The sequence below is a fragment of the Aminobacter sp. P4_H6_2 genome (assembly GCF_056400805.1).
The window spans coordinates 1-24,302 of the sequence record NZ_JBFUKO010000023.1; the positions used below are offsets into that span (position 1 = coordinate 1).

At 62.6% G+C, this 24,302-nt stretch carries 24 protein-coding genes and 1 other RNA gene; 5 read left to right on the top strand and 20 right to left on the bottom strand.

Features of this window, described 5'->3' with window-relative positions:
* The 12 genes from AC1DUU_RS03605 to mraZ all read right to left on the bottom strand — a co-directional run.
* On the bottom strand, window positions 1–327 hold a 327-nt coding region (locus tag AC1DUU_RS03605), incomplete at its 3' end, for an FAD-binding protein (RefSeq protein WP_476782044.1).
* Entirely contained in the window at window positions 324–1,730 is a 1,407-nt protein-coding gene (gene murC, locus AC1DUU_RS03610; RefSeq protein WP_476782045.1) for a UDP-N-acetylmuramate--L-alanine ligase, read from the bottom strand. The genes AC1DUU_RS03605 and murC, both read right to left, overlap by 4 nt.
* Entirely contained in the window at window positions 1,727–2,854 is a 1,128-nt protein-coding gene (murG, locus tag AC1DUU_RS03615; protein ID WP_476782046.1) for an undecaprenyldiphospho-muramoylpentapeptide beta-N-acetylglucosaminyltransferase, read from the bottom strand. The genes murC and murG overlap by 4 nt, the downstream gene beginning before the upstream one ends.
* 1 nt (window position 2,855) lies before the next feature.
* Window positions 2,856–4,010, bottom strand: coding sequence for a putative lipid II flippase FtsW (ftsW, locus tag AC1DUU_RS03620; protein ID WP_476782047.1), 1,155 nt, complete (start codon window positions 4,008–4,010; stop codon window positions 2,856–2,858).
* A complete protein-coding gene (gene murD / locus AC1DUU_RS03625) occupies window positions 4,010–5,410 on the bottom strand; it encodes a UDP-N-acetylmuramoyl-L-alanine--D-glutamate ligase (RefSeq protein WP_476782048.1) in 1,401 nt (466 codons plus the stop codon). Before murD ends, ftsW begins: the two co-directional genes overlap by 1 nt.
* 7 nt (window positions 5,411–5,417) lie before the next feature.
* Window positions 5,418–6,500 (bottom strand): phospho-N-acetylmuramoyl-pentapeptide-transferase, encoded by a 1,083-nt coding sequence (gene mraY / locus AC1DUU_RS03630; RefSeq protein ID WP_476782049.1) that lies wholly within the window; start codon window positions 6,498–6,500, stop codon window positions 5,418–5,420.
* A 24-nt stretch (window positions 6,501–6,524) separates the two neighbouring features.
* Window positions 6,525–7,958, bottom strand: a complete 1,434-nt coding sequence (locus AC1DUU_RS03635; protein WP_476782050.1) for a UDP-N-acetylmuramoylalanyl-D-glutamyl-2,6-diaminopimelate--D-alanyl-D-alanine ligase — start codon at window positions 7,956–7,958, stop codon at window positions 6,525–6,527.
* Entirely contained in the window at window positions 7,955–9,409 is a 1,455-nt protein-coding gene (locus AC1DUU_RS03640; RefSeq protein ID WP_476782051.1) for a UDP-N-acetylmuramoyl-L-alanyl-D-glutamate--2,6-diaminopimelate ligase, read from the bottom strand. The genes AC1DUU_RS03635 and AC1DUU_RS03640 overlap by 4 nt, the downstream gene beginning before the upstream one ends.
* Window positions 9,410–9,463: 54 nt before the next feature.
* Entirely contained in the window at window positions 9,464–11,182 is a 1,719-nt protein-coding gene (locus AC1DUU_RS03645; RefSeq protein WP_476782052.1) for a peptidoglycan D,D-transpeptidase FtsI family protein, read from the bottom strand.
* Window positions 11,179–11,553 (bottom strand): cell division protein FtsL, encoded by a 375-nt coding sequence (gene ftsL / locus AC1DUU_RS03650; protein ID WP_476782053.1) that lies wholly within the window; start codon window positions 11,551–11,553, stop codon window positions 11,179–11,181. Before ftsL ends, AC1DUU_RS03645 begins: the two co-directional genes overlap by 4 nt.
* A 4-nt stretch (window positions 11,554–11,557) precedes the next feature.
* Window positions 11,558–12,568 carry a 16S rRNA (cytosine(1402)-N(4))-methyltransferase RsmH gene (gene rsmH, locus AC1DUU_RS03655; protein WP_476782054.1) on the bottom strand — a complete coding sequence of 337 codons (1,011 nt, stop codon included), beginning with the start codon at window positions 12,566–12,568 and terminating at the stop codon, window positions 11,558–11,560.
* Window positions 12,565–13,023 (bottom strand): division/cell wall cluster transcriptional repressor MraZ, encoded by a 459-nt coding sequence (gene mraZ, locus AC1DUU_RS03660; RefSeq protein ID WP_476782055.1) that lies wholly within the window; start codon window positions 13,021–13,023, stop codon window positions 12,565–12,567. The genes rsmH and mraZ overlap by 4 nt, the downstream gene beginning before the upstream one ends.
* Window positions 13,024–13,414: 391 nt before the next feature.
* Between mraZ and AC1DUU_RS03665 the strand changes: the two genes are divergently transcribed.
* Entirely contained in the window at window positions 13,415–14,530 is a 1,116-nt protein-coding gene (locus tag AC1DUU_RS03665; RefSeq protein WP_476782056.1) for a cystathionine gamma-lyase, read from the top strand.
* A gap of 4 nt (window positions 14,531–14,534) precedes the next feature.
* Here AC1DUU_RS03665 and AC1DUU_RS03670 read toward each other — a convergent pair whose 3' ends face one another.
* From AC1DUU_RS03670 to AC1DUU_RS03695, 6 genes are all read right to left on the bottom strand, one after another.
* A complete protein-coding gene (locus AC1DUU_RS03670; RefSeq protein WP_476782057.1) occupies window positions 14,535–14,891 on the bottom strand; it encodes a type II toxin-antitoxin system RelE/ParE family toxin in 357 nt (118 codons plus the stop codon).
* The gene (locus AC1DUU_RS03675; RefSeq protein ID WP_476782058.1) at window positions 14,821–15,102 is read right to left on the bottom strand and encodes a type II toxin-antitoxin system ParD family antitoxin; all 282 of its coding nucleotides are present in this window, start codon (window positions 15,100–15,102) and stop codon (window positions 14,821–14,823) included. The genes AC1DUU_RS03670 and AC1DUU_RS03675 overlap by 71 nt, the downstream gene beginning before the upstream one ends.
* A 147-nt stretch (window positions 15,103–15,249) precedes the next feature.
* Window positions 15,250–15,646, bottom strand: an RNA gene (gene rnpB, locus AC1DUU_RS03680) — RNase P RNA component class A.
* A gap of 78 nt (window positions 15,647–15,724) precedes the next feature.
* Entirely contained in the window at window positions 15,725–16,372 is a 648-nt protein-coding gene (locus AC1DUU_RS03685; protein WP_476782059.1) for a lytic transglycosylase domain-containing protein, read from the bottom strand.
* A gap of 200 nt (window positions 16,373–16,572) precedes the next feature.
* Window positions 16,573–17,337: a peptidoglycan recognition protein family protein gene (locus AC1DUU_RS03690; RefSeq protein WP_476782060.1), complete on the bottom strand. Its 765-nt coding sequence runs from the start codon at window positions 17,335–17,337 to the stop codon at window positions 16,573–16,575.
* Window positions 17,334–18,053 (bottom strand): TerB family tellurite resistance protein, encoded by a 720-nt coding sequence (locus AC1DUU_RS03695; protein WP_476782061.1) that lies wholly within the window; start codon window positions 18,051–18,053, stop codon window positions 17,334–17,336. The genes AC1DUU_RS03690 and AC1DUU_RS03695 overlap by 4 nt, the downstream gene beginning before the upstream one ends.
* Before the next feature lie 148 nt (window positions 18,054–18,201).
* Between AC1DUU_RS03695 and AC1DUU_RS03700 the strand changes: the two genes are divergently transcribed.
* The gene (locus tag AC1DUU_RS03700) at window positions 18,202–19,104 is read left to right on the top strand and encodes a DMT family transporter (protein WP_476782062.1); all 903 of its coding nucleotides are present in this window, start codon (window positions 18,202–18,204) and stop codon (window positions 19,102–19,104) included.
* 52 nt (window positions 19,105–19,156) lie between these two features.
* On the opposite strand, the gene AC1DUU_RS03705 is transcribed toward AC1DUU_RS03700, so the two are convergent.
* The gene (locus tag AC1DUU_RS03705; RefSeq protein ID WP_476782063.1) at window positions 19,157–19,447 is read right to left on the bottom strand and encodes a hypothetical protein; all 291 of its coding nucleotides are present in this window, start codon (window positions 19,445–19,447) and stop codon (window positions 19,157–19,159) included.
* A 204-nt stretch (window positions 19,448–19,651) separates the two neighbouring features.
* Between AC1DUU_RS03705 and AC1DUU_RS03710 the strand changes: the two genes are divergently transcribed.
* Complete coding sequence (locus AC1DUU_RS03710) at window positions 19,652–20,896, top strand: BtaA family protein (protein ID WP_476782064.1); 1,245 nt, start codon at window positions 19,652–19,654, stop codon at window positions 20,894–20,896.
* Window positions 20,896–21,561 (top strand): class I SAM-dependent methyltransferase, encoded by a 666-nt coding sequence (locus AC1DUU_RS03715; protein ID WP_476782065.1) that lies wholly within the window; start codon window positions 20,896–20,898, stop codon window positions 21,559–21,561. Before AC1DUU_RS03710 ends, AC1DUU_RS03715 begins: the two co-directional genes overlap by 1 nt.
* Here AC1DUU_RS03715 and AC1DUU_RS03720 read toward each other — a convergent pair.
* Window positions 21,554–22,939 carry a serine hydrolase domain-containing protein gene (locus AC1DUU_RS03720; RefSeq protein ID WP_476782066.1) on the bottom strand — a complete coding sequence of 462 codons (1,386 nt, stop codon included), beginning with the start codon at window positions 22,937–22,939 and terminating at the stop codon, window positions 21,554–21,556. The two genes, AC1DUU_RS03715 and AC1DUU_RS03720, sit on opposite strands and share 8 nt — an antisense overlap.
* 233 nt (window positions 22,940–23,172) lie before the next feature.
* On the opposite strand from AC1DUU_RS03720, the gene AC1DUU_RS03725 reads away from it, so the two are divergent.
* Complete coding sequence (locus AC1DUU_RS03725; RefSeq protein WP_476782067.1) at window positions 23,173–23,976, top strand: glycoside hydrolase family 25 protein; 804 nt, start codon at window positions 23,173–23,175, stop codon at window positions 23,974–23,976.
* Window positions 23,977–24,302 lie beyond the last annotated feature (326 nt).

The window sequence follows — 24,302 nt, forward strand, 5'->3', positions numbered from 1 at the left end:
GGCATCACCTGCCCTGATCCCGGTTTCGGAAACCGTCTCGGCCTCGCCAAAACCTTTGGCGGAAAGACGCACCACGAAGCCGGGAATGCCACCCTCGCGCACCAGAAGATTGGAGCCGATGCCGACGACCAGAACGGGGATTTCTTCGGGCACGGCCTTCAGGAAAGCGGCAAGATCTTCCTCGTCGGCGGGCTGGAACAATGCGTCGGCAATGCCGCCTGCACGGAACCAGGTGATCTTTTCCATCTCCGCACTGGGCGTCAGCCGCCCGCGCAGGCCCGAAAGTCGATCTCCAAGCTTTGCAATCAGCGCTTCGCCACCCGTCACGACCCGCCTCCGGCGAGCTCTCCAGGCAGCGCATAGGCCCATTGGGTGATGTTGCCGGCGCCGAGATAGACGACGAAGTCGCCCGGCTTGGCGAGCTCACGCACGATCGGCGCGACAGCAGCGGGCCCTTCGATGTAGCGGGCGTCGCGATGGCCACCGGCGCGGATGCGAGCGGTCAGCGTTTCGGAATTGACGCCCTCGATGGGATCTTCGCCTGCGGTGTAGACAGGCGCCACCATGACCGTGTCGGCATCGTTGAAGCAGGCCGAGAAATCGTCGAACAGATCGTGCAGGCGCGTGAAGCGATGCGGTTGGGCGATGGCGATGACGCGGCCCTTGGTGGCCTCGCGCGCCGCGCGCAGCACAGCCTTGATCTCGACCGGATGGTGACCGTAGTCGTCAAACACTTCGACGCCGTTCCAGGTGCCGGTATGGGTAAAGCGGCGCTTGACACCGCCAAAGGACGACAGGCCGCGCTTCACCGCCTCGGCGGAGACGCCGAGTTCGGTGGCGACAGCAATTGCAGCGGTGGCGTTGGAGACGTTATGGCGGCCGGGCATCGGCAGGCGCAGGCCCTCGATGGTTGTCGACGACGCCGATTTGCGGTTGCGGATGACAACGTCGAAGACGGACACGGCACCGTCCATGCGGTGATTGGTGAAACGCACGTCGGCCTGGGCGTTTTCGCCATAAGTGATGACGCGGCGGTCCTCGATATGGCTGACCAGCGCCTGCACTTCGGGGTGATCGGTGCACATGACGCCAAAACCGTAAAACGGCACGTTCTCGACAAACTGGCGGAACGCCTCGCGCACCTTGTCGAAGCTGCCGTAGTGGTCGAGATGCTCGGGGTCGATATTGGTGACGACGGCGACATCGGCCGGCAGTTTCAGGAAGGTGCCGTCGCTCTCGTCGGCCTCGACCACCATCCACTCGCCCTCGCCCATGCGGGCATTGGTGCCATAGGCGTTGATGATGCCGCCATTAATGACGGTCGGATCGAGTTCACCGGCGTCCAGCAACGCCGCCACCATCGAGGTGGTGGTGGTCTTGCCATGGGTGCCGCCGATGGCGACCGCATTGCGGAAACGCATCAGCTCGGCCAGCATCTCGGCGCGGCGCACGACCGGCAGCAATTTCTCGCGCGCGGCCATGAGCTCAGGATTGGTTTTCTTGATCGCCGTCGAAACGACGATCACTTCGGCGTCGCCGAGGTTCTCGGCGCGATGGCCGACGAAACACTCGATGCCCTTGTCGCGCAGGCGCTGCACATTGGCGCTATCGGCCTGATCAGAGCCCTGCACCTTGTAGCCGAGATTATGCAGCACCTCTGCGATGCCGCTCATGCCGATGCCGCCAATGCCGATGAAATGCACGAGGCCGATCGTCTGCGGCATCTTCATGGCCGCACTCCCTTCTTGAATTCCGAAACGGGTATTTTCGACGCAATAGCCTCTGCGAGGTCGGCGAGCAACCGTGTGGCGTCTGCTTTGCCGACTGACTTAGCGGCAGCCGCCATTGTTGCGAGCCGTGCCGGTTCGGCCATCGCAGTGCCCAAGAGCTCCGCGATGCGCTCCGGCGAAAGCGTTGCTTGCGGATGCACTTCGCCCCCGCCCGCCGCCGCCAGGCGTGCGGCGTTCGCCGCCTGGTCGTGGTCGAGCGCGTGTGGATATGGCACCAGCAAAGCGGGACGACCAATGACAGCGATCTCGGAGACGGTCGACGCACCCGAGCGTGAAATCACCAGCTGGGCGGCGGCCATGCGCTGGGCCATGTCGTTGAAGAACGGCGAAACGTCAGCCGTGATGTCGAGCTTGGCATAGGCGGCCTTGACCTTGTCGGCATCCTCGACGCGGGCCTGCTGGGTGACACGTAGGCGCTTGCGCTGTCCTTCGGGCAGCAAGGCAATCGCAGCTGGAACCGCATCGGAAAAGAACTGCGCGCCCTGGCTGCCGCCGAAGACCAGAAGATTGAACGCCTCTGTCCCGGCCGATGCCACATAAGGTGCCTTCGCCGCTTCGATGACGGCCGGCCGGACCGGGTTTCCGGTGACGACGACCTTGGCGCTGTTGGCGCCGCTATTTTCTGGCAGGAAACCGCCGGCAATCGCATCGACCCTTTGGGCAAGCGCCTTGTTGGCGCGGCCCATCACCGCGTTCTGCTCGTGAACCATTGAAGGCACGTTGCGCCGCGTGGCGGCATAAAGCGGCGGCAACGTCGGATAGCCGCCGAAGCCGATGACGACCGAAGGCTTGATCTTGGCGATCACCTGCGAGGTCTGCCGCACGCCGCGCCAGATGCTCCAGAAGGCGCGCAGCAGTGAAACCGGGTTCTTCGAGCCAATGGTCGAGGATGAAATCGGATGAATGGCCACCGCCGGAAATTTCCCAGCGAAACGTTCGGCGCGGTCGTCGGTGGCAAGATGCACCTGCCAGCCGCGCGCTGTCAGCTCGTGCGCCAGTGCCTCAGCCGGAAAGAGATGGCCGCCGGTCCCGCCGGCGGCAAGCATGACAGTTCCCTTTGCCATGTTATTCGGCCGGCACTGCGTGGCGCCGCATCGCGGCAAAGCTGTTGGGCCTGAGCTTTTCGGGTTTCTTGCGCGTCAGCGCCAGCACCATGCCCATGGAAATCGCGATCGCGATCAGCGACGAACCGCCATAGGAGATGAACGGCAAGGTCATGCCCTTGGCAGGCATCAACTGCAGGTTCACGCTCATGTTGATGATCGACTGAAAGCCAAACACCACGACGAGCCCGGCGACCGCGTAGCGCGTAAAATCGTCATGCTCCTTGAGCGCAATGCGCAGGCCACGAAGCACGATGAACGCAAAGATCGACATGATGACCAGAAGGAGCACGATGCCGAACTCCTCGCCGGCGACCGAAAAGACGAAGTCGGCATGGCTGTCGGGGATGACGCGTTTGACCGTTCCCTCGCCCGGCCCTACGCCGAACCAGCCGCCATTGATGATCGCATCGCGGCCCATGTCGACCTGGAACGTGTCGCCCTCGCCAGTGAGGAAGCGGTCGATACGGCCGGCCACGTGGGGGAACACTGTATAGGCTGCCAGGCCACCACCCATACCGACGGCCCCGAGCGTGATGATCCAGAACCAGGACATGCCGGCCATGAAGAACATGACCCCCCAGGTACCGAGCACGAGGATGGTCTGGCCGAAGTCAGGCTGCGCCATCAGCAGCGCTAAGACCACGCCAAGCAGGATCATCGCAAACAAATTGCCGGGGATGTCTGGATGCCGCTCATGTTCGGCGAGCAGCCAGGCGGAGATGACCACAAAGGCCGGCTTGAGGAATTCCGACGGCTGGACCGACAGGCCGGCAAGAGAGACCCAGCGCCGCGCGCCCTTGACCTCGACGCCGATGAACAGCACCGCCACCATCATCACCAGCATGATGCACATCATCACCAGCGCCAGGCGCCTGATCTGGCGGACTTCGAGGAACGACACCGCGATCATCACGACCAAGGCCGGGATCGTGAAGATGATCTGGCGCGTGGCGAAGTGAAAGCTGCCCAGGCCGATGCGCTCGGCAACGGCGGGGCTTGCGGCAAACGAAAGCACGATGCCCAGTCCCATCAGCGACAGGAATGCCGCCAGGAACCAGCGATCGACCGTCCACCACCACAAGGCAACAGGACTTCTGTCGAGACGGCTGGCCATTATCTTGCCCCTCCGATAGCGCTGACGCCATCAATAGCATTCACAGCTTGCCTGAAGGCTTCGCCGCGAATTTCGAAGTTCTTGAACTGGTCGAAGCTGGCGCAGGCCGGAGACAACAGGATCACTGCCTCGCTGCTATCGTCCTTTGCCGCATCTTCAGCCGCATGTTCGACTGCCGCTGCCAGCGTGCCAGAAATYTCGTATGGCACCGCCTCACCCAGCGTTGCGGAAAAGGCGGGCGCCGCTTCGCCGATCAGGTACGCACGGGCAATACGCGGAAACAGGCTGCGTAGCGGCTCGATGCCGCCCTCCTTGGGTAGCCCCCCGGCGATCCAGTAGATACGCGGGAAGCTCGACAGCGCCGGTGCTGCCGCATCGGCATTGGTAGCCTTGGAATCGTTGACGAACAGCACATGGCCCTTGCGGCCAACCTGCTCCATGCGGTGCGCGAGGCCGGGAAAGCTTTCGAGCCCGGCCTGGATCTCGCCAAGATCGAGCCCGACCTTGAGGCAGGCGGCAACAGCTGCGAGTGCGTTCTGCGCATTGTGCTGGCCGCGCAGCGAACCGATGCCTTCGAGGAAGGCGATGCGGCTGTAGCGGCCGTCCACCGCTTCCATCAAATCGCTGCCGTCGGCGAAATAGCCCTGGGTCAAGGGCAGGCGCTTGGAGATGCGTACCACTTCCTTGCCGACACGCTCGAGACGGTCGGCGATCTGAGCGCAATAGACGTCGTCGACGCCGATGATCGCCGTATCGCTGCCGGCGACCAGCCGCTCCTTGATCGAAGCATAGTGCTGCATGGTGCCGTGACGGTCGAGATGATCGGGCGTCAGGTTGAGCAGGATGCCGGCCGTCGGGTTGATCGAAGGCGCGAGATCGATCTGATAGGACGAGCACTCGACGACGTAGTGGCGGTCGGGCTGCGGCGGATCGAGCGTCATCACGGCGCGGCCGATATTGCCGCCCATCTGGGTGTCGCGTCCTGCCGATTGCAGGATGTGCGCGGTCAGTGCCGTCGTCGTCGACTTGCCGTTGGTGCCGGTGATGGCGATGAAAGGTGCTGTCGGGGCAGTCGCGATCCGCTCTCGGGCAAAAAGCTCGATGTCGCCGATGATCTCGACACCCGCACCGCGCGCCAGTTCCACGGTCCAGTGCGGCTTGGGATGGGTCAGCGGAACGCCGGGCGAAAGCACAAAGGACGAGATGCCGGCCCAGTCGGCGCCACGCAGGTCGCCTGTGGCTATGCCTTCGGCTGCGGCCTTGGCCACGCTTTCGGGATTGTCGTCCCAGGCGAGCACGTCGGCCCCGCCCTCGCTCAATGCACGCGCGGTCGCGATCCCCGAGCCGCCGAGGCCGAAGAGAGCTACTCGCTTTCCCTGAAATGAGGTGGCGGGGATCATGGGAACCTCAGCGCAGCTTGAGGGTGGAAAGGCCGATCAGCGCCAGGATAACAGCAATGATCCAGAAACGGATAACCACCTGGCTCTCGGTCCAGCCAAGTTTTTCGAAATGGTGATGGATCGGCGCCATCAGGAACACCCGTCGACCGGTCAGCTTGAAGAAGCCGACCTGGATGATGACCGAGAGTGCTTCCATGACAAACAGGCCACCGACAATCGCCATGACGATCTCGTGCTTGGTGGTGACCGCAACAGTACCGATCAGGCCGCCGAGCGCGAGTGAACCGGTGTCGCCCATGAAGATGGCGGCGGGTGGCGCGTTGAACCACAAGAAGCCAAGGCCAGCACCAATGACAGCACCCAGGATGACGGCGAGTTCGCCGGTGCCCGGCACGAAGTGGATCTGCAGATACTCGGCGAAGACAGCGTTACCCGAGAGGTAAGCGATGACGCCGAAGGAGGCCGCGGCAATCATGATCGGAACGATGGCAAGGCCGTCGAGCCCGTCGGTCAGGTTCACCGCATTGCCGGCACCTACGATGACGAAGCAGGCGAAGGGGATGAAGAACCAGCCGAGATTGAGCAGGAAATCCTTGAAGAAGGGGAAGGTCAGCGACGACGAGAACGGCGCCTGGCCGTTGTGCATGATGATCCAGGCAGCGATGCTGGCGATCACGAACTCGATGCCGAGACGCGCCTTGCCGGAAAGACCGAGATGCGACTGCTTGGTGACCTTGAGGTAGTCGTCATAAAAACCGATGGCACCGAAGCCGAGCGTGACGAACAGCACCACCCAGACATAGACGGATGCGATGTTCGCCCACAACAGCGTCGAGCCGATGATACCGCACAGGATCATCAACCCGCCCATGGTCGGCGTGCCGGCCTTCTTGAAGTGGGTCTGTGGGCCGTCGGCGCGGATTGGCTGGCCCTTTCCTTGCCGCAGGCGGAGCGCATTGATGATCGCCGGTCCGAAGATGAACACGATCAGCGCCGAGGTGATCAGCGCGCCGCCGGTGCGGAAGGTGATGTAGCGGAAGACGTTGAAGAACGACACCTTGTCCGCGAAGTCGACAAGCAAAGTTAGCATAAGTATCGGTCCCCCGAGACCCCGTCAGGTCGGTGTTGTGTTGCCGGCCTGCGCCGGGAATGTCTTGATGAGCGCGTCAACCAGCCGGTTGAAGCCAATGCCCTTTGATGACTTGATCATGACGGCGTCGCCGGGCTGAAGCGTCTTGAAGAGGACGGATTTCAGCTCTTCGACACCGGTGCGATACTCCGCCCTGAACCCCTCGGGCAGCGTATCGGCAAGTGCCTTCATTTCCGGCCCGGCCATCAAAACCATGTCGGTCCTTGTTGAACCGATAAGCTCGGCAAGCGCTGCATGCAACTTGGCCGAATGGCTGCCAAGCTCCAGCATGTCGCCAAGGACGGCGATGCGTCGGCCGGCACCATAGATCGGTGTTGCGTCGAGCAGTTCGATCGCCGCCTTCATCGAAGCCGGATTGGCGTTGTAACTTTCATCGATCAGCGTGACCGGCCCATTCGGAAGCTGCAGGATATGGCGCTGCCCGCGCCCGCTCTCTGCCGTCATGGACGCAAGCGCTGTGGCAACAGTCGGAACGTCGGCGCCACAGAGATGGGCGGCACCCAGCACGGCGAGCGCGTTCTGGACGATGTGGCGCCCCGGTGCGCCGATGCGGGCCGGAACATCGCGGCCGCCGATGCGCGCGACGATCATCGAATGATCGGCCTCCAGCGTGCATTTGAGCAGGCGGAAGTTGGCGCGGGCGTTTTCGCCATAGCTCATGACATTGTCGATGCCGGAGGCGCGGGCGAATTTTTCGAGCAGCTTGAAGCGGCCGTCGTCGCGGTTGAGCAGCACCGCCCCGCCCGGTTCGACGCCTTCGAATATCTCAGCCTTGGCCCTGGCGATCTCGTCGAGACTGCGGAAGAAACCGAGATGAGCGGCAGCGATCAGCGTCAGCACCGCGATATGCGGGCGCACCATGCGCACCAGCGGGCTGATCTCGCCGGGATGGTTCATGCCGATCTCGAAGACGGCGTACTCGCAATCCTCGGGCATGCGCGCCAGCGTCAGCGGCACGCCCCAGTGATTGTTGAACGAGGCGGCCGACGCATGCACCTTGCCGACGGACGACAAGGCGTGGCGCAGCGCTTCCTTGGTCGAGGTCTTGCCGACCGAACCGGTGACGGCGATGATGCGCGCCCGCGAACGGGCACGCGCCGCAATGCCCACCTTTTCAAGTGCCGCGAGCACGTCGGGCACAACGATCATCGGCGCGCTCAGCCGACCGAGCGCCGGCAGCTTGCCTTCGGCAACGACTAGAAGGCCAGCACCGGCCTTAATGGCGGCGGTGGCGAAGTCGTGGCCGTCCATCGCATCGCCCTTGATGGCGAAAAACGCTTCGCCGGGCTTCAGGCTGCGGCTGTCGATGGAAATTCCAGTGACACCTTCGGGCATCTGGCCGAGCGGGCGACCATCTGTTGCCTCAACGAGAGCGTCGGAGGTCCACAGAAGGCTCATGCCGTTGCTCCGGCAAGCGCCTTGCGGACTTCCTCATGGTCGGAGAAATGCAGCGTTTCGCTGCCGATGGTCTGCCCCACTTCGTGCCCCTTGCCGGCAACGATCAGCGTGTCGCCCGCATGCAGCATGCCGACGGCTTCCTGGATGGCCTGGCGGCGGTCACTGATCTCGACAGCACCCGGTGCCGCGCCCATGATCGCCGCGCGGATGGTTGCAGGCAACTCCGAGCGCGGATTGTCGTCGGTGACGATGGTGATATCGGCCAGACGGGCGGCGATTTCGCCCATGATCGGGCGCTTGCCCCTGTCACGGTCGCCACCACAGCCAAACACGACAATGACGCGGCCCGTGGTGAACGGCCGGACGGCTGCCAGCACGTTTTCCAGCGCGTCAGGCTTGTGGGCATAATCGACATAGACCGGCGCGCCGTTCGCCTTGGTGCCGACGAGATCGAGACGGCCGGGCGCACCTTCGAGATGCTCAAGCGCTGCAAGCGCCTTGGCGGTATCGGTACCAGTGGCAATCGCTAGGCCGGCTGCGACGAGCGAGTTGGAAACCTGGAAATCGCCGGCCAATGGCAGGTCGATCTCATAGATCACCCCACCGCATTCGATTTCGGCGCGCTGCCGGTGGCGTTCGTGCTCGACCCGCTTGAGGGCGAGGAACTGGCCGCTACGGCCGACCGTCAGCACGTTGAGACCCGCGGCACGCGCGGCATTGATGGTCGGCTCAGACCACGGATCGTCGGCGAAGATGACAGCTGGCGCGCCCTTGGGCAGGAGCGTGTCGAACAGGCGCAGCTTGGCGCGGTGATAATCCTCGACCGTCGGATGGTAGTCCATGTGGTCGCGACCGAGATTGGTGAAGCCGCCGGCTGCCAGGCGCACGCCGTCGAGGCGCCGCTGGTCGAGGCCGTGGCTCGACGCCTCCATCGWGGCATGGGTCACGCCTGAATCGGCGAGTTCGGCAAGAAGCTTGTGCAGCGCCACCGGGTCCGGCGTCGTCAGCTGGCCATATTCGTCGCGCCCGGGCGCAACGACGCCCGTCGTGCCGATGCTGGCGGCGGCATAACCGGCATGCTTCCATATCTGGCGGGTGAAGGCTGCGACCGAAGTCTTGCCACTGGTGCCGGTGACGGCAACCATGGTCTCGGGCTGGCGGCCGTAGAACTTGGCCGCTGTGAGCGCCAATGCCTGGCGCGGATCGTCGACCGAAATAACTGGCACGCCAACCGAAGCAAGGTCGGCACCTTTGGCGGCCACGACAGCCACCGCGCCGCGCTTGGCCGCGTCGCCGGCATAAGCCGCGCCATCGGCCTTGCTGCCCGAAACGGCAAAGAAGACGGTTCCGGCACTCACCTGCCGTGAATCCGAAGAAACCCCGCTCACCTCGACATCTCTGGGCAGAACCCCATCGACGGGCAGGATACCGGCAAGGTCAAATAGTTTCATCGAGTTCCGTTCGCTACATACAAAGTGGCGCGCCACCACGGCGCGCCGCAAGAATCAAGGATAGGAGGCCAGCGTTGCCCCAACTTCTTGGCCGAATTCTGGCTTGACGCCAAGCAGTGGTGCCGAGCGCCGGATAATGTTGGCGACCATCGGCGCTGCGGTGAAGCCGGCTGTGGCCGAACGGGTCGAGCCTTCCTTTTTCGGCTCGTCGATAATGGTCAGCACCAAATACTGCGGATCGTCCATCGGGAAGGCTGCGATGAAGGCGTTGAAGTTCTTTTCGTTCGAATAGCGCCCGTTGACAACCTTTTCAGCCGTACCGGTCTTGCCGCCGACGCGATAGCCGGGAACCGTAGCGCGCTTGCCGGAACCGCCTGGCGCCGTGGCGTTCAGGTTGTACAGATAGCGCATGTCTTCGCTGGTCTTTTCGCTTACCACCTGCCTTGAGACAGCGATTGCCTCTTCCAAGGTTCGCGGCAGGAAGGTCGGCGTCATGTAGCGGCCGCCATTCATCAACGCAACCGCCCCGGCCGCCGTCTGCAGCGGCGTTGTCGAGAATCCGTGTCCAAACGCCGCGGTGATCGAGTGCACCTTCTTCCAGACCTTCGGTTCGGTGGGACGTGCGGATTCAGGAAGCTCGGTCTGCAGGCGGTCGAGCAGACCCAGGCGCTTGAGGAATTCGCGGTGTCCCTCGATACCGACGACGTCAGCCTCTTTGGCCGACCCGATGTTGGACGAAAAGATGAACACTTCCGGGACCGTCAGCACGCGACCCTTGCCATGGAAGTCACGGATGGTCTGGCGACCAATGGTAATCGGACGGCTGGCATCGACGGTGCTGTTGAGCGACATCTTGCCCGAATCCAGCGCCATCGCGGTGGTGAAGCTCTTGATGGTCGAGCCCATCTCGAACAGGCCCGCCGACATGCGGTTCATCCGGTCCTTGTCTTGAGCGTTGAATGGATTATTGGGATCGAAATCGGGCACCGAGCCCATGGCCAGGATTTCGCCGGTCTTGACGTTGATCACCACCGCACCGGCCGCCAGCGCTCTATGCTGTTCCATCGCCGACTGGATCTCGTCGCGCACGATGTGCTGGACGCGCAGGTCGATGGAAAGCTTGACCGGCTTGAGGTCCTTGGCGATCGCCAGCCCCGAAGCCTGCAGGTCGGCAAGCCCCTGGTCGTCTATGTATTTTTCGAGGCCGGAAATGCCCTTGTTGTCGATGTTGGTCAGGCCGACGATGTACGATGTCGTCTCGCCGCTGGGGTAGAAGCGGCGCTTTTCGGTCCGGAAACCGATGCCCGGAATGCCGAGCTGCATGATCTCGGCCTGCTGCTTGGGGGTCAGCTGGCGCTTGAGSCAGACAAAGCCGGTGCCGCTCTTGAGCTTGAGATAGGTCTGTTCGACCTCGATATCGGGCAGCACGGTCGACAGCTTCTCGATCGCCTCGTCGGCGTCGACGATGCGACGTGGCTCGGCAAACAGCGAAGCCGTCTTGATGTCGGTGGCAAGCACCTCGCCATTGCGGTCGACGATGTCGGGACGCGAGGCGGTGACACGCGATTCAGGCCCGCCCGACATTTCAGGGTCCAGCATGCCGAGATAGACGAGGCGTCCGGCAATCGTCGCATAGATGCCGAAAAACACCGCCATGGTCATGACGACGCGGTTGCGTGTGCGCCCGCCATTCGCCTTGCGCGCGCTGTCGACGACGATCGACGTGTCCTTGCCTTCGCTATTGCCGCGTTTTTTGCCGAACCAGCCGATCATCGGGCAATCCCTCCAGTCACGGTCTGGTCCTGGGCGGCTTCGGCAACACCGCCGAAACGCTCTCGGGTGATGTCTTCGATCGACAGCGGCCGCACAGGCAGGTCGTTGAGACCGACGATCTGGCGGGCATCCAATGGCTGAAGCTTGAGCTCGGACTCGTAGGCCCGCGAAAGTTTTTGCAGGCGCGAAGGCTGGGTGAGCAGGCTCCAGTCGGCCTTCAAAAGGTCGATCGTGTCTTCCTCGAAGCGGATCTGCGCCTCGATCTTGTTGACGGCCTTGAGCTGGTTTTCAGCCTCGTCCTTGGTCTTGTAGGTGAATGCCGCGGCGCCAACCATGACGGCGATCAGCACGATGTCACTGGTGCGGAACATTGGCTCACCTTTCTCCCGACTGACTGACGTCGGGAAGTTTCGGAAGTCCGAAAATGGAAAAGTCCTCGCCGCGTGGCGCAGCAGCGGTGCGCACGGCCGCCCGCAGCTTGGCCGAGCGCGAACGCGGGTTGATGGCCGTCTCGGCGTCGCTTGGCCCGACCGCACCGCCCGCCTTGTCGAAAGTCGTGACGATGGTTTCGAGTTCGGGCATGTAGCGCGAGCGCGACGGGCTGGACGACCGGTCAGTGATGAAACGCTTGACGATCCTGTCTTCCAGCGAATGGAAGGTGACGACGACAAGCCGCCCGCCGGGCTTGAGCGCACGTTCGGCTGCAAACAGCGCGCGCGCCAGCTCGCCAAGCTCGTCGTTGACGTAAATGCGCAGCGCCTGGAACACCCGCGTCGCCGGATGGATCTTGTCCTTGGGCGCGCGGCCGATATGGGTCTCGATGGCGTCGGCCAGATCGAGCGTKCGTTCGAACGGACGCTTTTCGCGGCGGCTTTCGATCATGCGGGCAATGCGCCCGGCATGGCGCTCTTCACCGAGGAAACCAAAGATGCGCGCCAGATCGCCCGTCTTGAAGCGATTGACGATATCGGCGGCACTGGCGCCGGCCTTGGCCATGCGCATGTCGAGCGGACCGTCGGTACGGAACGAGAAGCCCCGCTCGGCCTGGTCAAGCTGCATGGAGGATACGCCAATGTCGAGCACGACGCCGTCTGCCAGTTCGACATGTTCGTCGAGGCTGGAGAACGGCGCCTGCACCAGCCGCAGCTTGCCGCCCGATTGCGCTTCAAGTTCGCGCCCGGCAGCAATGGCGTCCGGATCGCGGTCGATCGCCACCACCGACGCACCAGTTGCCAGGATGGCCTTGGTGTAGCCGCCAGCGCCGAACGTCCCATCGACGATCACGTCGCCCGGCTGCGGATTGAGCGCAGTCAAGACCTCGGCGAGGAGAACCGGGATGTGGCGGGCCCGGCCGCCCTCGTGGTCATCGCCGTGAGTCGCCATCATTCCGGTCGCTCCCCAGGCTTCGTCCCCTGCCGAAGCTTCAAGAGCCGCGTCCGGACTTCCGCGCCATGGGCGCGCAGCCGCTCGGGCTCCCACATCTGAAAAAACTGTCCACGCCCGACAAAGGCCACGTCCGTGCTGATCCCGGTATGCTCGCGCAGGAAATCCGAGACCGAGATGCGCCCGTCCTGATCGAGCTTCAGGAAGGTGCTGTCGCCATGGATGAAAAAGGACATATCGTCCGCCGTCTGCAGGAACGGATCTTCTTGCGCGATGCGCTGTTCGTAGCGGTCGAGCAGGTCGAGACCGCCGACATCCAGCGCGGGAACATCGAGCGCCCTCAGCGCATAGAGTTCCGTGTAGCCGCGCTTCTGCAATACGGCACGGAAATGCGCCGGAACGGAGACCCGTCCCTTCGCATCGATCCTGTTGACCGCATTTGACAGAAACCGATCCATCGTCTGATCCGGCCACTTTCGCGGCCGCGCCCCTCATCGTCGTCCGCGCCCCAATGGCCCGGCGCAATCCCAGACTGCCTCCGTCGATCGACAACGCATCGCCACCCGAAGCCGCCGCGGCTACCGGATCAGCGAACGCCTCACCCTCTACTGGAACGAAATCATGGTTACCGATTTGGGATAACATGGGGTGATATGGGCGTCAACGGGAACAGGGTACACTCGGACACCACGACCAGCCTTTTGGGCCCTTTCGCGGCGTCCCGTTTTTTATGATCCATTAAGGCTAACGAAGGGTTATCAACTGGCCCAGCGCGCCCAGCACCCTTGCCCGGGTGCTTCAGTCGCCTTAGCGTCGCCGTGAAGGTCCCTGCCCGGAAAGCCAGAAACCATGACGAACGCATCCAACTCCCGCGCCGCCTCGCTCGCCCACCTGCGCAGTGCCAGGCTTTCCGTCGGCGACCCCATCCCCTTGCCCTTGACGATGGCGGCGATTTTTCATGCACCGGGCGATGCCACGGGCTTTAACCAGTACGGCCGCTTCTCCAATCCGACATGGGATGCGGTGGAAGAGATGCTGGGGCATCTGGAAGACGCGCCATGCATGGCGTTTCCGTCGGGCATGGGCGCGATCTCGGCGGTGTTTTTCGCCCTGCTCAAATCAGGCGAGCGCATTCTTCTGCCGTCCGACGGCTACCACACCACCAGGATCCTGGCGGACCGCTTCCTCGGTGCCTTTGGAGTGACCTGCGACGTCAGGCCGACTTCATCGCTTCTCGACGGCGGTTTCGACGGCTATCGCCTCGTCTTTGTCGAAAGCCCATCCAACCCGACGCTCGACATCTGCGACATCGCCGCCGTTGCCGAGGCCGTGCACAAGGCCGGCGGCCTGCTTGTCGTCGACAACACCACCATGACGCCCTTTGGCCAGCGCCCGCTCGATCTCGGCGCCGACATCGTCGTTGCCGCCGACACCAAGGCACCCAATGGTCACTCAGACGTGCTCTTCGGCCACGTCGCCAGCCGCAACGCCGAAATCATCACCGCGGTCGCCGACTGGCGCCAGACAGCAGGTGGCATACCCGGCCCATTCGAGGCCTGGCTTGTCCATCGCGGCCTCGAAACGCTAGAACTGCGCTTCGACCGCATGTGCTCCTCGGCCGAGATCATCGCCCCGCGCCTGAAGGCTCACCCGGCGGTCCGCTCGATCCGTTTCCCCGGCCTGGAGGGCGATCCGTCGCACAATCTGGCGCGTGCCCAGATGGAACGCTTCGGCTTTCTCATCAGCTTCGTGGTGGCTTCGGAAGACAAGGCGGAGGATTTCATCAACGGCTGCGAACTGGTGCATGCAGCGACATCGTTTGGCGGCGTCCACACCGTTGCCGAGCGGCGCACGCGCCGCGGCGATGCCGTGCCGCCAGGTTTTGTCAGGCTTTCAGTCGGCTGCGAACCGGTTGAGGAACTGTGGCAGGCGATCAAGGCGTCGCTGGACAGGATCGTCGCTTGAACGCCTACGAAGCGACGTCGTCGCCTGTGATGTTGCGCCGGCCGTGYAGGACCCGGAGGATGACCACCTCCCTGTCGATGAGTCGGTAGAAGGTGATGTATTCGCCCTCAACTACATGCCGCACGCCTGACGACACGTCTTCACGCGAGGCACCTGAATAGGGCTGGGTCGCGAGCAGTTCCCACCGGTCTGCGAGGCGTCGTATGAGGCGAAGTGCTGCGGATGGGCTATGCTGATATGGTCGCCGATCGCCTCTACATCGGCCATGGCCTGAGGCGTCAGCCGATAGCTCATCGGCCGCCTTCACGTTTTTCGAGATCCTCATACTTGGCTGTAAGGCGCGCCATGAAACTGGCACCATCCTCACCAGGTCCGCTGTCGATGCCTTCCTGAATCAGCGCGCGTAATTCCTCGACGGTGTAGCCAAAAAGGTCGCGGCGCTCTTTCCACAGCCGCAATGCGTCGCGGATCACTTCGCTTGCGGAGGCATATTCACCCGCATCGACCGCACCATCGACGGCGGCGGCGAGTTCGGGCGAAAGCGTGATGCTGCGTTTGTCGACATGGCCCATGGCTGCGGCTCTTGTTTGCAAGATGGTACGATCAAATCGTACCATCTTCAAGAATGCAGCAAGCGCGTCTATTGCCGCGTAATCCCCGCGCCTTGAATCAAGACGCGCAAAGATCGCCGCAAGACACTGAAGACATGGGCAAAAGGCAGCGCCAGCTGGCCTATAAGCCGGGTTCTGTATGGCCCCCGCGCCTTGCGGTGCGGGAACGTGGCGACCATTCATCTTGGACGCATGTTGCCATGCGCCTCACGCAACCTACCCGGGCGGTGAGCCGGAAACAGCCCTGAGGGTTGCCCCTCATACCACCCCTATTCGGTTTTGCTCCCGGTGGGGTTTACCGTGCCGCTCCTGTTGCCAGTCGCGCGGTGGGCTCTTACCCCACCCTTTCACCCTTACCGCGGAAACCGCGGCGGTTTGCTTTCTGTGGCACTTTCCCTGGGGTCGCCCCCGCCGGCCATTAACCGGCACCGTGTATCCATGGAGCCCGGACTTTCCTCACCCACCACCTTTCGGCAATTGCAGGTGCGGCCGCCCGGCCAGCTGGCAAGGCGTATAGAATGGTTCGCAAGGCAAAAGGCAAACGAAAACATTCGCCTCCCTGGGAACCATTCTGTCGCGTGCGTTAACGACCGATACGAGCCTGCACTTTCTTGCAATAGGCGGCAGATGTCGGGTTCATGCGCTTGGCGCCATGACCGGCATTGTATTTGAGGATCGTGCCGCAGGTCGTGCCACCGCTAAGCTCATGGGCCTTGGCGAGGTACTTCATGCCGAACTTGATGTTGGTCTCGGGGTTGAAGAGACCTTTTGCCGAACCGGAATAGCCCATCATGCGTGCGGTCGCCGGCTTGATCTGCATCAGGCCAATTTCGCCAGCCCGGCCAGTCGTGTTCGGACGATAATTGCTTTCGACGCTGATCACAGCATGGGCAAGCGAGACTGGAACGCCATAGGACGAGGCATAGCGCGCGACGATATCACCGTAAGGCGCACTTGTCTTGGTGGCCTTGGCAGCTTTCTCCGCCTGGTCCTTCACGGTCTTGGCACCCTTGGCGCCGATCGATGCGGTCTTGAAGTCGTCGACGGCAGCTTCTTTCTTGGAGCTGCTGCAGAAGAGATAGGGGCAATCATCGGCAGCCTTGTTCATTTTGGCTTTTGTGGTGGCTTCGATGATCGCCTTGGAGGCCATCACAGCACCCTCTTGGGCGTGAGCGGCAAAAGAAGTTAGGCCGGCGGCTAATGCCACCGCAACAACGGTCAGATTCTTCATATTATCCTTGTTCTCGAATAGGCCGCGCGAAAACAACGCGCAGCATCCCTTCCTGACGCCGGGGGCCCTCTTCGGGGCATTGGCAGGATTTATCCGGCGCCTTGCACAAAGATGCATTTGCGGGGGGAACTGGAGCGAAAAATGACCAGCCAAGTCACAAAGCGTGACAAGTTGTAATCTTGGCGAATCAGCTACCTGAGCTAGTCAAGACTTCCCTGAAGCGATGAAAGCAGTCGGCGCAAGGTCGAAAATGTCGAGGCATCCGCCATGCCATTGACGCAGCTTGTGCGGAAATGTCGTTGAAAAGCTTGGATAGTTACCGCTGTTTGGGCATCGAAACGGCCTGTGATCTCGACGCCGTAGCCATAGAGCGCCAGCATCGACTGCAGCTCCTCCACGGCGGAACCGGTATCGCCCGGTTGCAATATCGTGTGCCCATTACGCGGCGTCGGTGCGACCCAATGACCTACGCCGGCTTCATGCAGCATCTTCCAGGAAAACCTCTCGCCTGGGTCAACTTTGCGTCCCAAGGCGACATCCGAGTGCGCCAGAACACGTTCGGGCGACACATCATGGCGCTCGATGATGCCGAGACAGAGCGCAATCACGGCTTCCATCTGGCGCATGGGAAAGGAGCGATAACCAAGCGCGTGGCCCGGATTGACGATCTCGATGCCGACCGAACAGGAGTTTATGTCGGACTGGCCGCGCCAGGAGCTCTTGCCGGCATGCCAGGCGCGGTCGCCTTCGCGCACCATCTGCACGATGCGACCATCCTCATGCACCAGATAGTGCGATGATACCTCGCTCACCGGGTTGCACAGCCAGGCTTCGGCGCCCTCGCCTGTTGCCATGCCGGTGTAGTGCAGCACGATCATGTCAGGTGTCATCCCGTCTTTCCGCTGCCCGAAATTAGGCGAAAGCCGTACCTCGGCATGCGGGTGGTCGGGCTGAAAACCGCTCATGCGTGCCGCAATCCCCTTTCGATCATTTCGTAGGCCGCGTTGATCGCAGCTATGCGCGTCGTGGCGATCCTGATGAACTCCTCCGGCAAGCCACGCGCAATCAGCTTATCGGGATGGTTGCTGGCGACAAGCTTGCGATAGTGCTTGCGCACATCTTCAAACGACCTGCCGCGCTCGATGCCGAGCACGCGATAGGGGTCAGCCTCGCCAAGGTCGAGGTGGCGCGCCAGGATCGTCTGGTAGTGCGCTTCTTCGATGCGGAATATCTCGGACACGCGGTGCAGGAAGGTGCTCTCGCGCTGGTGCAGCATTCCATCCGCCTTGGCGATATGGAACAAACCGTCGAGAATATCCTCGAGCATGCCGCAGTTCGTGTGCCCCGAGCCGCACAGCCGCGCCATGCGCTCGGCATAGAACTCGAAGCCGGCGRCATCCTTCTGGGCGATATCATAGAGACGCGCTACATCCCGCGCGTGCTCGGGCGGAACGGCAAAAATCTCGTAGAAGGCGCGAACCTCGTCCTGGGACACCACGCCGTCGGCTTTGGCCATCTTGGCCGACAGCGCGATCATCGCCACCGAAAAGGCAACGCGGCGGCGCAGCTCGGCATCGCCTGAAAAGATGGTGCGGACAGCCTCCACGACATCGGCGACGCCGTTTGCCGCCGAAGCCGAGATACGCGCGATGAAGTCGCCGAGACGGTCCCAAATCGACATGGCCGCTTCTTAGGATGAAACATTCGCAAATGCGAGATGACTTTGCGCATAAGGGTAACTTTGTCGGCAACACGTGCATCTGGACCAAAAAACTGGACCAAAGGAAAGTGCACGACGAAAAAGCAAAGTCCCGCTATCGAATTGCGCCATGGACGCGCGCAACACCACCCACCCGGCAAAGACGCTTTCCCGCGAAACCATCGGCCTTGCCCTTGGCACGCTCGGCGTTGTCATCTTCGGCGGCACCTTGCCGGCGACTCGCGTTGCGCTGACGACATTTTCGCCGTGGTTCGTAACGAATGGCCGCGCCGCGGTCGCCTCGCTTGCCGCCGCACTGCTGCTTGTGATCCTGCGCAAGCGCCTTCCCAGGGGCGATGCGCCGGCATTGTTCCTCGCCGGCCTGCTTCTGGTGTTCGGCTTTCCGATCTTCTCCTCCATCGCCATGCAGACTGTGYCGGCCTCGCATGGCGGCGTCGTGCTCGGCGTGCTACCTCTGGTGACCAGCATCTTCGCTGCACTGATCGGTGGTGAGCGGCCCTCGGTATTCTTCTGGATCTGCGGTGTCGCAGGCGCTGCCCTGGTTGTGGCCTTTGCCATGCGCGACAATGGTATGAGCCTGACAACCGGCGACATGTTCTTGTTCCTCGCGGCGCTTTCCGCAAGCCTGGGTTATGTCGTGTCAGGCAAGCTGTCGCGCCACATGCCCGGCTGGGAGGTCATCTGCTGGTCCCTGATCCTCACCGCGCCGATCTCGATCCCTGGAGCGATCTTGAGCTGGCATCCGGAATTCGCAAGTGCCTCGGGCGCCGCGACTTTCTCGTTCCTGTATCTGAGCTTCGGCTCGATGTTCCTTGGCTTCTTTGCCTGGAATGTCGGGCTTGGAATGGGCGGCATTGCCCGCGTCAGCCAGGTTCAGCTGCTGCAATCCTTCGTCACGCTCGCCATCTCGGCCTTCCTGCTGAAGGAGCATGTCAGCGGCGAAACCGTGTTTTTCGCGCTCGCCGTCATCGCCATCGTCGCATTGGGCCGACGTGCCCGCGTCGCGCGCTGACCCAAAGAAAAAGGCCGGAGACTGAGCCCCGGCCTTTCCTCCTCCCGCTAACCTACTGCGCGGGCGCCGCCGGCTCTGCCGGCTTCGGCTGCATCGCATCGTGGTTCTGCATGTCGCCGCCCGTGCCTGTTTCAGGCGTCGGCGTAATGCCTTGGGTCGTCGAATTGTCGGTTGCCGGCGGCGCGGCCTGAGGCGTTGCGGGCGCCGGGGTGGCTGGCGCCGGCTGCTCGGTAACAGGCGGCTTCACGCTCTCGGTGGTGGTGCTGTCGGTGTTGCTGTCGCTGCAGGCGGCAATGCCAAATAGAGCGATGGCAGAAACAGACGCGAGAATGAGCTTTTTCATAACAATTTCCTTTCCAAAACGACCCGCAAGCGGGCTGTCGGAGGGAAAATGCGCGGCAAGCCGACCGGTTTCATAACGTTCGGTGTCCGGTTGTCACATAGCCGACGGCCCACCATGTCGCGTCGCCGTCATCGCCGCGTCACCGCGCTGTCACGCCGGTGCGCTACCCACTGCGCCAACAACGAAGCGGGGAATCGCATTTCCATGACCGACGTTTCCGGAGAACTTGTCTTTCGTCGCGGCAAGAAAGTTGGCAAGGCGGTCTATCAAAACCGCGCCCTTTCCAAGCAGGGGCTGTCCGAGCGGCTCTTTGCCTTTTTGTTTTCCGATCTTGTCTACCCCCAGATCTGGGAAGACCCAGATGTCGACATGGAGGCGATGCAGCTCGCCGAGGGCCACAAGGTCGTCACCATCGCATCAGGCGGCTGCAACATCCTCGCCTACCTCACCCGCTCGCCTGCCCGTGTTGATGCCGTCGACCTCAACGGTGCGCACATCGCACTCAACAAGATGAAGCTCGCGGCAGTTCGCCATTTGCCGTCGCAGGCCGATCTGTTTCGGTTCTTCGGCGAAACCAATGTCGAGCACAACTCGCACGCCTATGACCGCTTCATCGCCCCGCATCTCGATCCATCGAGCCGCGACTACTGGGAAAGCCGCAATTGGCGCGGCAAGCGCCGCATCGCCACCTTCGACGGCAATTTCTACAAGACCGGGCTTCTCGGCCTGTTCATCGCTGCTGGCCATCGCGTGGCCAAACTCTATGGCGTCGACCCCGCCGCCATCATGGCGACCGGCAGCCAAAACGAGCAGCGCCGCTTCTTCGACGAGAAGATCGCACCCGTCTTCGAACGCCGCATGTTGCGCTTCGTCACCTCGCGCAAATCATCGCTGTTCGGCCTGGGCATCCCGCCGGCGCAGTACGACTCGCTGCTGACTTCAGGCGATGGCTCCATGGCCGGCGTGCTCAAGGCACGCCTTGAAAAACTCGCCTGCGATTTCCCGCTCGAAAACAACTATTTCGCCTGGCAGGCTTTCGCGCGGCGTTATCCCGCTCCAGGCGAAGCCGCCCTGCCCGCCTATCTCGAACAGGCCAACTACGCGACGATCCGCGGCAATATCGGCCGCGTCGGCATCCATCACGCCAATTTCACCGAATTCCTCGCCGGCAAGGACGCCGCAACGACAGACCGCTTCGTCCTGCTCGACGCGCAGGACTGGATGAGCGACGCCCAGCTCAACGCGCTGTGGAGCGAAATCACCCGGACATCCGCTCCTGGCGCCCGCGTCATTTTCCGCACCGCCGCCGAGCCGAGCCTTTTGCCAGGTAGGCTTTCGCCCGCTCTGCTCGACCAGTGGAGCTATGAAGACGCCCAGTCGCGCGATTTCACCGCCCGCGACCATTCCGCGATCTATGGCGGCTTCCATCTCTATGTGAAGAGGCCCTGATGAGCGCACCGGAGCTTCTGGCCAGCCATTCCGGGCTGATGGACGGTGTTTACCGGCATCAGCGCCACATCTACGACCTGACGCGCAAATATTATCTGCTCGGCCGCGACCGCATGATCGCGGAACTCGATCCGCCAGCCGGCGGAACCGTGCTGGAGCTTGGCTGCGGCACCGGGCGCAATTTGATCCTCGCTGCCCGCCGCTTTCCCGACACGCACTTTTACGGCCTCGACATCTCCGCCGAGATGCTGGCGACGGCCAGGGCTTCGATCGCCAAGGCGGGTTTGTCCGACCGCATCACCGTGGCACAGGCCGATGCGACCGCGTTCGATACTGAAGCCCTATTCGGTAAAACCGGCTTCGACCGTGTCTTCATCTCCTATGCGCTGTCGATGATCCCGGGCTGGGAACGCTCGGTTTCGGCCGCATTGGCAGCATCCAACGGCTCCGTCCACATCGTCGATTTCGGCCAGCAGGAGCGCCTGCCCGGCTGGTTCCGAAGCCTACTCAAAGGTTGGCTGGCGCGTTTCCATGTCACTCCGCGCAAAACCCTTGYCAGCGAAATCGCCAGCCAGGCCCAAGCGGCAGGACAAGGCTTCCGCTTCACCGCGCTTTATCGCGGTTATGCCTTGCTTATCGTGGTCGGAGGACAAAAGCCTATCTGAGCGCCGCAACCAGCGCCGCCAGCATGGCCTGGGGCTTGTAGTGCAGCTTCGATGGCGTCAGACCGAGCCTGACGACCACCATATTGGCCGAAGGAACGATCGCCACCGTCTGCCCGTCATGGCCCTGCATCCAGAACGCGTCTGCCGGCAGATCGAAGCTGGCATCGGGATTGCCACCCGGCGGCGTGCCGCCCTCGGGCCCGCGCAGCCAGAGCTGGCCACGGCCGTATCTCCCGTTCGACGCCGGCGCCTTTTCGCGCATCCACCCGACATAGCCCTCCGGCAGGATGCGTGCCCCATTCCACACACCGTCCTGCAGCAAGAACTGGCCAAAGCGCGCCCAGTCATGCGCGGTGGCATAGAGATAGGACGAACCTGCAAAAGTGCCGCGCGCGTCAGCCTCCAGCACCGCACTGGTCATGCCGAGCGGGCCAAACAGCTTTTCGCGCGGCCAGGCCAGCGCCTTGGCAGGGTCGCCCACCGCATCCTGCCACAGCCGTGACAACAAAATCGTCGTGCCGCTGGAATAGGAGAAAACCTTGCCGACCTCATGGGCCAAAGGCTTAGCCTCGGCAAAGCTTGCCATGTCAGGCTCGAGATAGAGCATACGGGTCACATCGGTGACGTCGCCATAGTCCTCGTTGAATTCGAGTCCGCTCGACATCGCCATCAGGTCGGCAAGGCTGATCGCAGCCCGCCCGTCGCCCTTCCAGGGCTCGAACAGCGCGGTCTCATCGACCGACATCTTGCCCTCGCCGACCAGCGTTCCGATGATAGCGGCCGTCACCGTCTTGGTCATCGACCAGCCGAGCAGTGGGGTCGCCGCGCTGAACCCCTCTCCATAGCGCTCGCCGACAATCCTGCCGTTCTGGACGACGACGATGGCACGCATGCCTGGCCCTGCCAGCGCCGCATCGTCGAGGATCGTGTTGATCGCAGGATGCTGCGACGCCTCGACCCGCTCGCCTTCCGGCCATAGAGCATCGCCATTGGCGGCAGGTGCCGCCGGCACGGCCCCAAGTCCTGCGGCGTTCAGATCGCCATCCGGCACGTTGGCGCAGCCCACCCCGTCATGAACAACCGCGAGGCCTTTGCCAAATACGCCAAACAACCCGGCACGCACGGTGCCGGCACTCTGGTCGACATGGACCGACATCAGTTTGAGCAACGGATGCCCTGGCGCCTGGACATCGTCGGCAAGCACCTGATTGGCGTCGCGGCCGGCAACAAAGGCGTTGGAACAAACGATCTTGGCGGCATAGCCGGAGCCGACACGGATCAAATCAGGCGGTGCAAAGTAGAGCCAGGCCGAAAGACCGGCGACCGCCAGGACGGCCAGACCGACCAGCCATTTGAGGATTCTGCCCGCTACGCGCATTGCGTCCCCGCCCCCGGCATCATGCTTCCGCCATGGAATTGCCGTCATTCCTCACGCAAATCTTTCAGGCTGTCGAGCACGATCAACGGTTTATCAACCATGATCGGCGACGATCACAGGAGGGGATAGGCGGTGTCTAGGGGAAACCGCTGATCCATCGAAGTAGAAGCTGGCCACATGGCCAACCCCATAACGACAAGCTCTGACCGGCTGTGCTGGTCCAAGGAGAAGTAATGCGCCGCGTTTCGGCTCTTGTGCTGCTCGCCTTCCTCGGCGCCTGCTCGACCGTAGACACCCTGTCCCTTGCCCCCACCGGCAAATCGACAACCATTGCCAGCGTGTCGGTCAAGAACCCACGCTTCAGCGACAGCGATCCGCATCAGTGGGAGAGCGGCGCGCCCTGGACCTACGCGATCCACGGCACCGACGTGTCGAAGTACCAGACCTCGATCGACTGGGCCAAGGCCAAGGGCAGCGGCATCTCCTTCGCCTTCATCAAGGCGACCGAAGGCGGCGACCGCGTCGACGACTATTTCGGAGAGCACTGGCGCGGGACCAAGGCGGCCGGCGTGCCGCGCGGCGCGTACCACTTCTACTATTTCTGCCGTCCGGCAGCCGAGCAGGCAAGCTGGTACATCAACAATGTGCCAAGGGAGGGCTCTTCGATGCCACCCATCCTCGACATGGAATGGAACCCACAGTCGCCGACCTGCAAGCTGCGTCCGCCTCCCGCCACCGTGCGCAGCGAGATGAAGATCTTCCTCGACATCGTCGAAAAGCATTACGGCAAAAAGCCTATCATCTACACGTCGATCGACTTCTTCGAAGACAACAACCTGTCGACGTTCCCAAGCTATCATTATTGGCTGCGTTCGGTCGCCGGTCACCCGACCACGAGATACGGCAGCCACCCCTTCACCTTCTGGCAATACACCGGCACCGGTGTCGTGCCGGGCATCAAGGGCGACGCCGACATCAACGTGTTCAACGGCACCGAGCAGCACTGGAAGAAGTGGCTCGCCGCCAACACAAAATAGCCTGGACTGCACTACCGGGCTGCGCATTTCGCATGGCAGATGCGACAAGAAGAGGGGGTGCGGCCCTCGCCCCGTTTCTGTAGAAGGCGCGGCAAGACATTAAGCTGGCCGTCCGGCTGCTTTCGACGTTGCGCGAAAGCCTTGACGTGACGGGCCACGCAGGAGAACTGCCCATGAAACTGCTGAGCAAGGCGCTGGTCGCCGTACTTCTGACCACAGCGGCCGCGCCTGCGATCGCCCAGGATACCGCTGCCGTTCCCCAGGGCGCGCCTGCGGTCGCCTCGGAATGTGGCGACGACTTCGCCACCTGGAAGCAGAACCTTGCC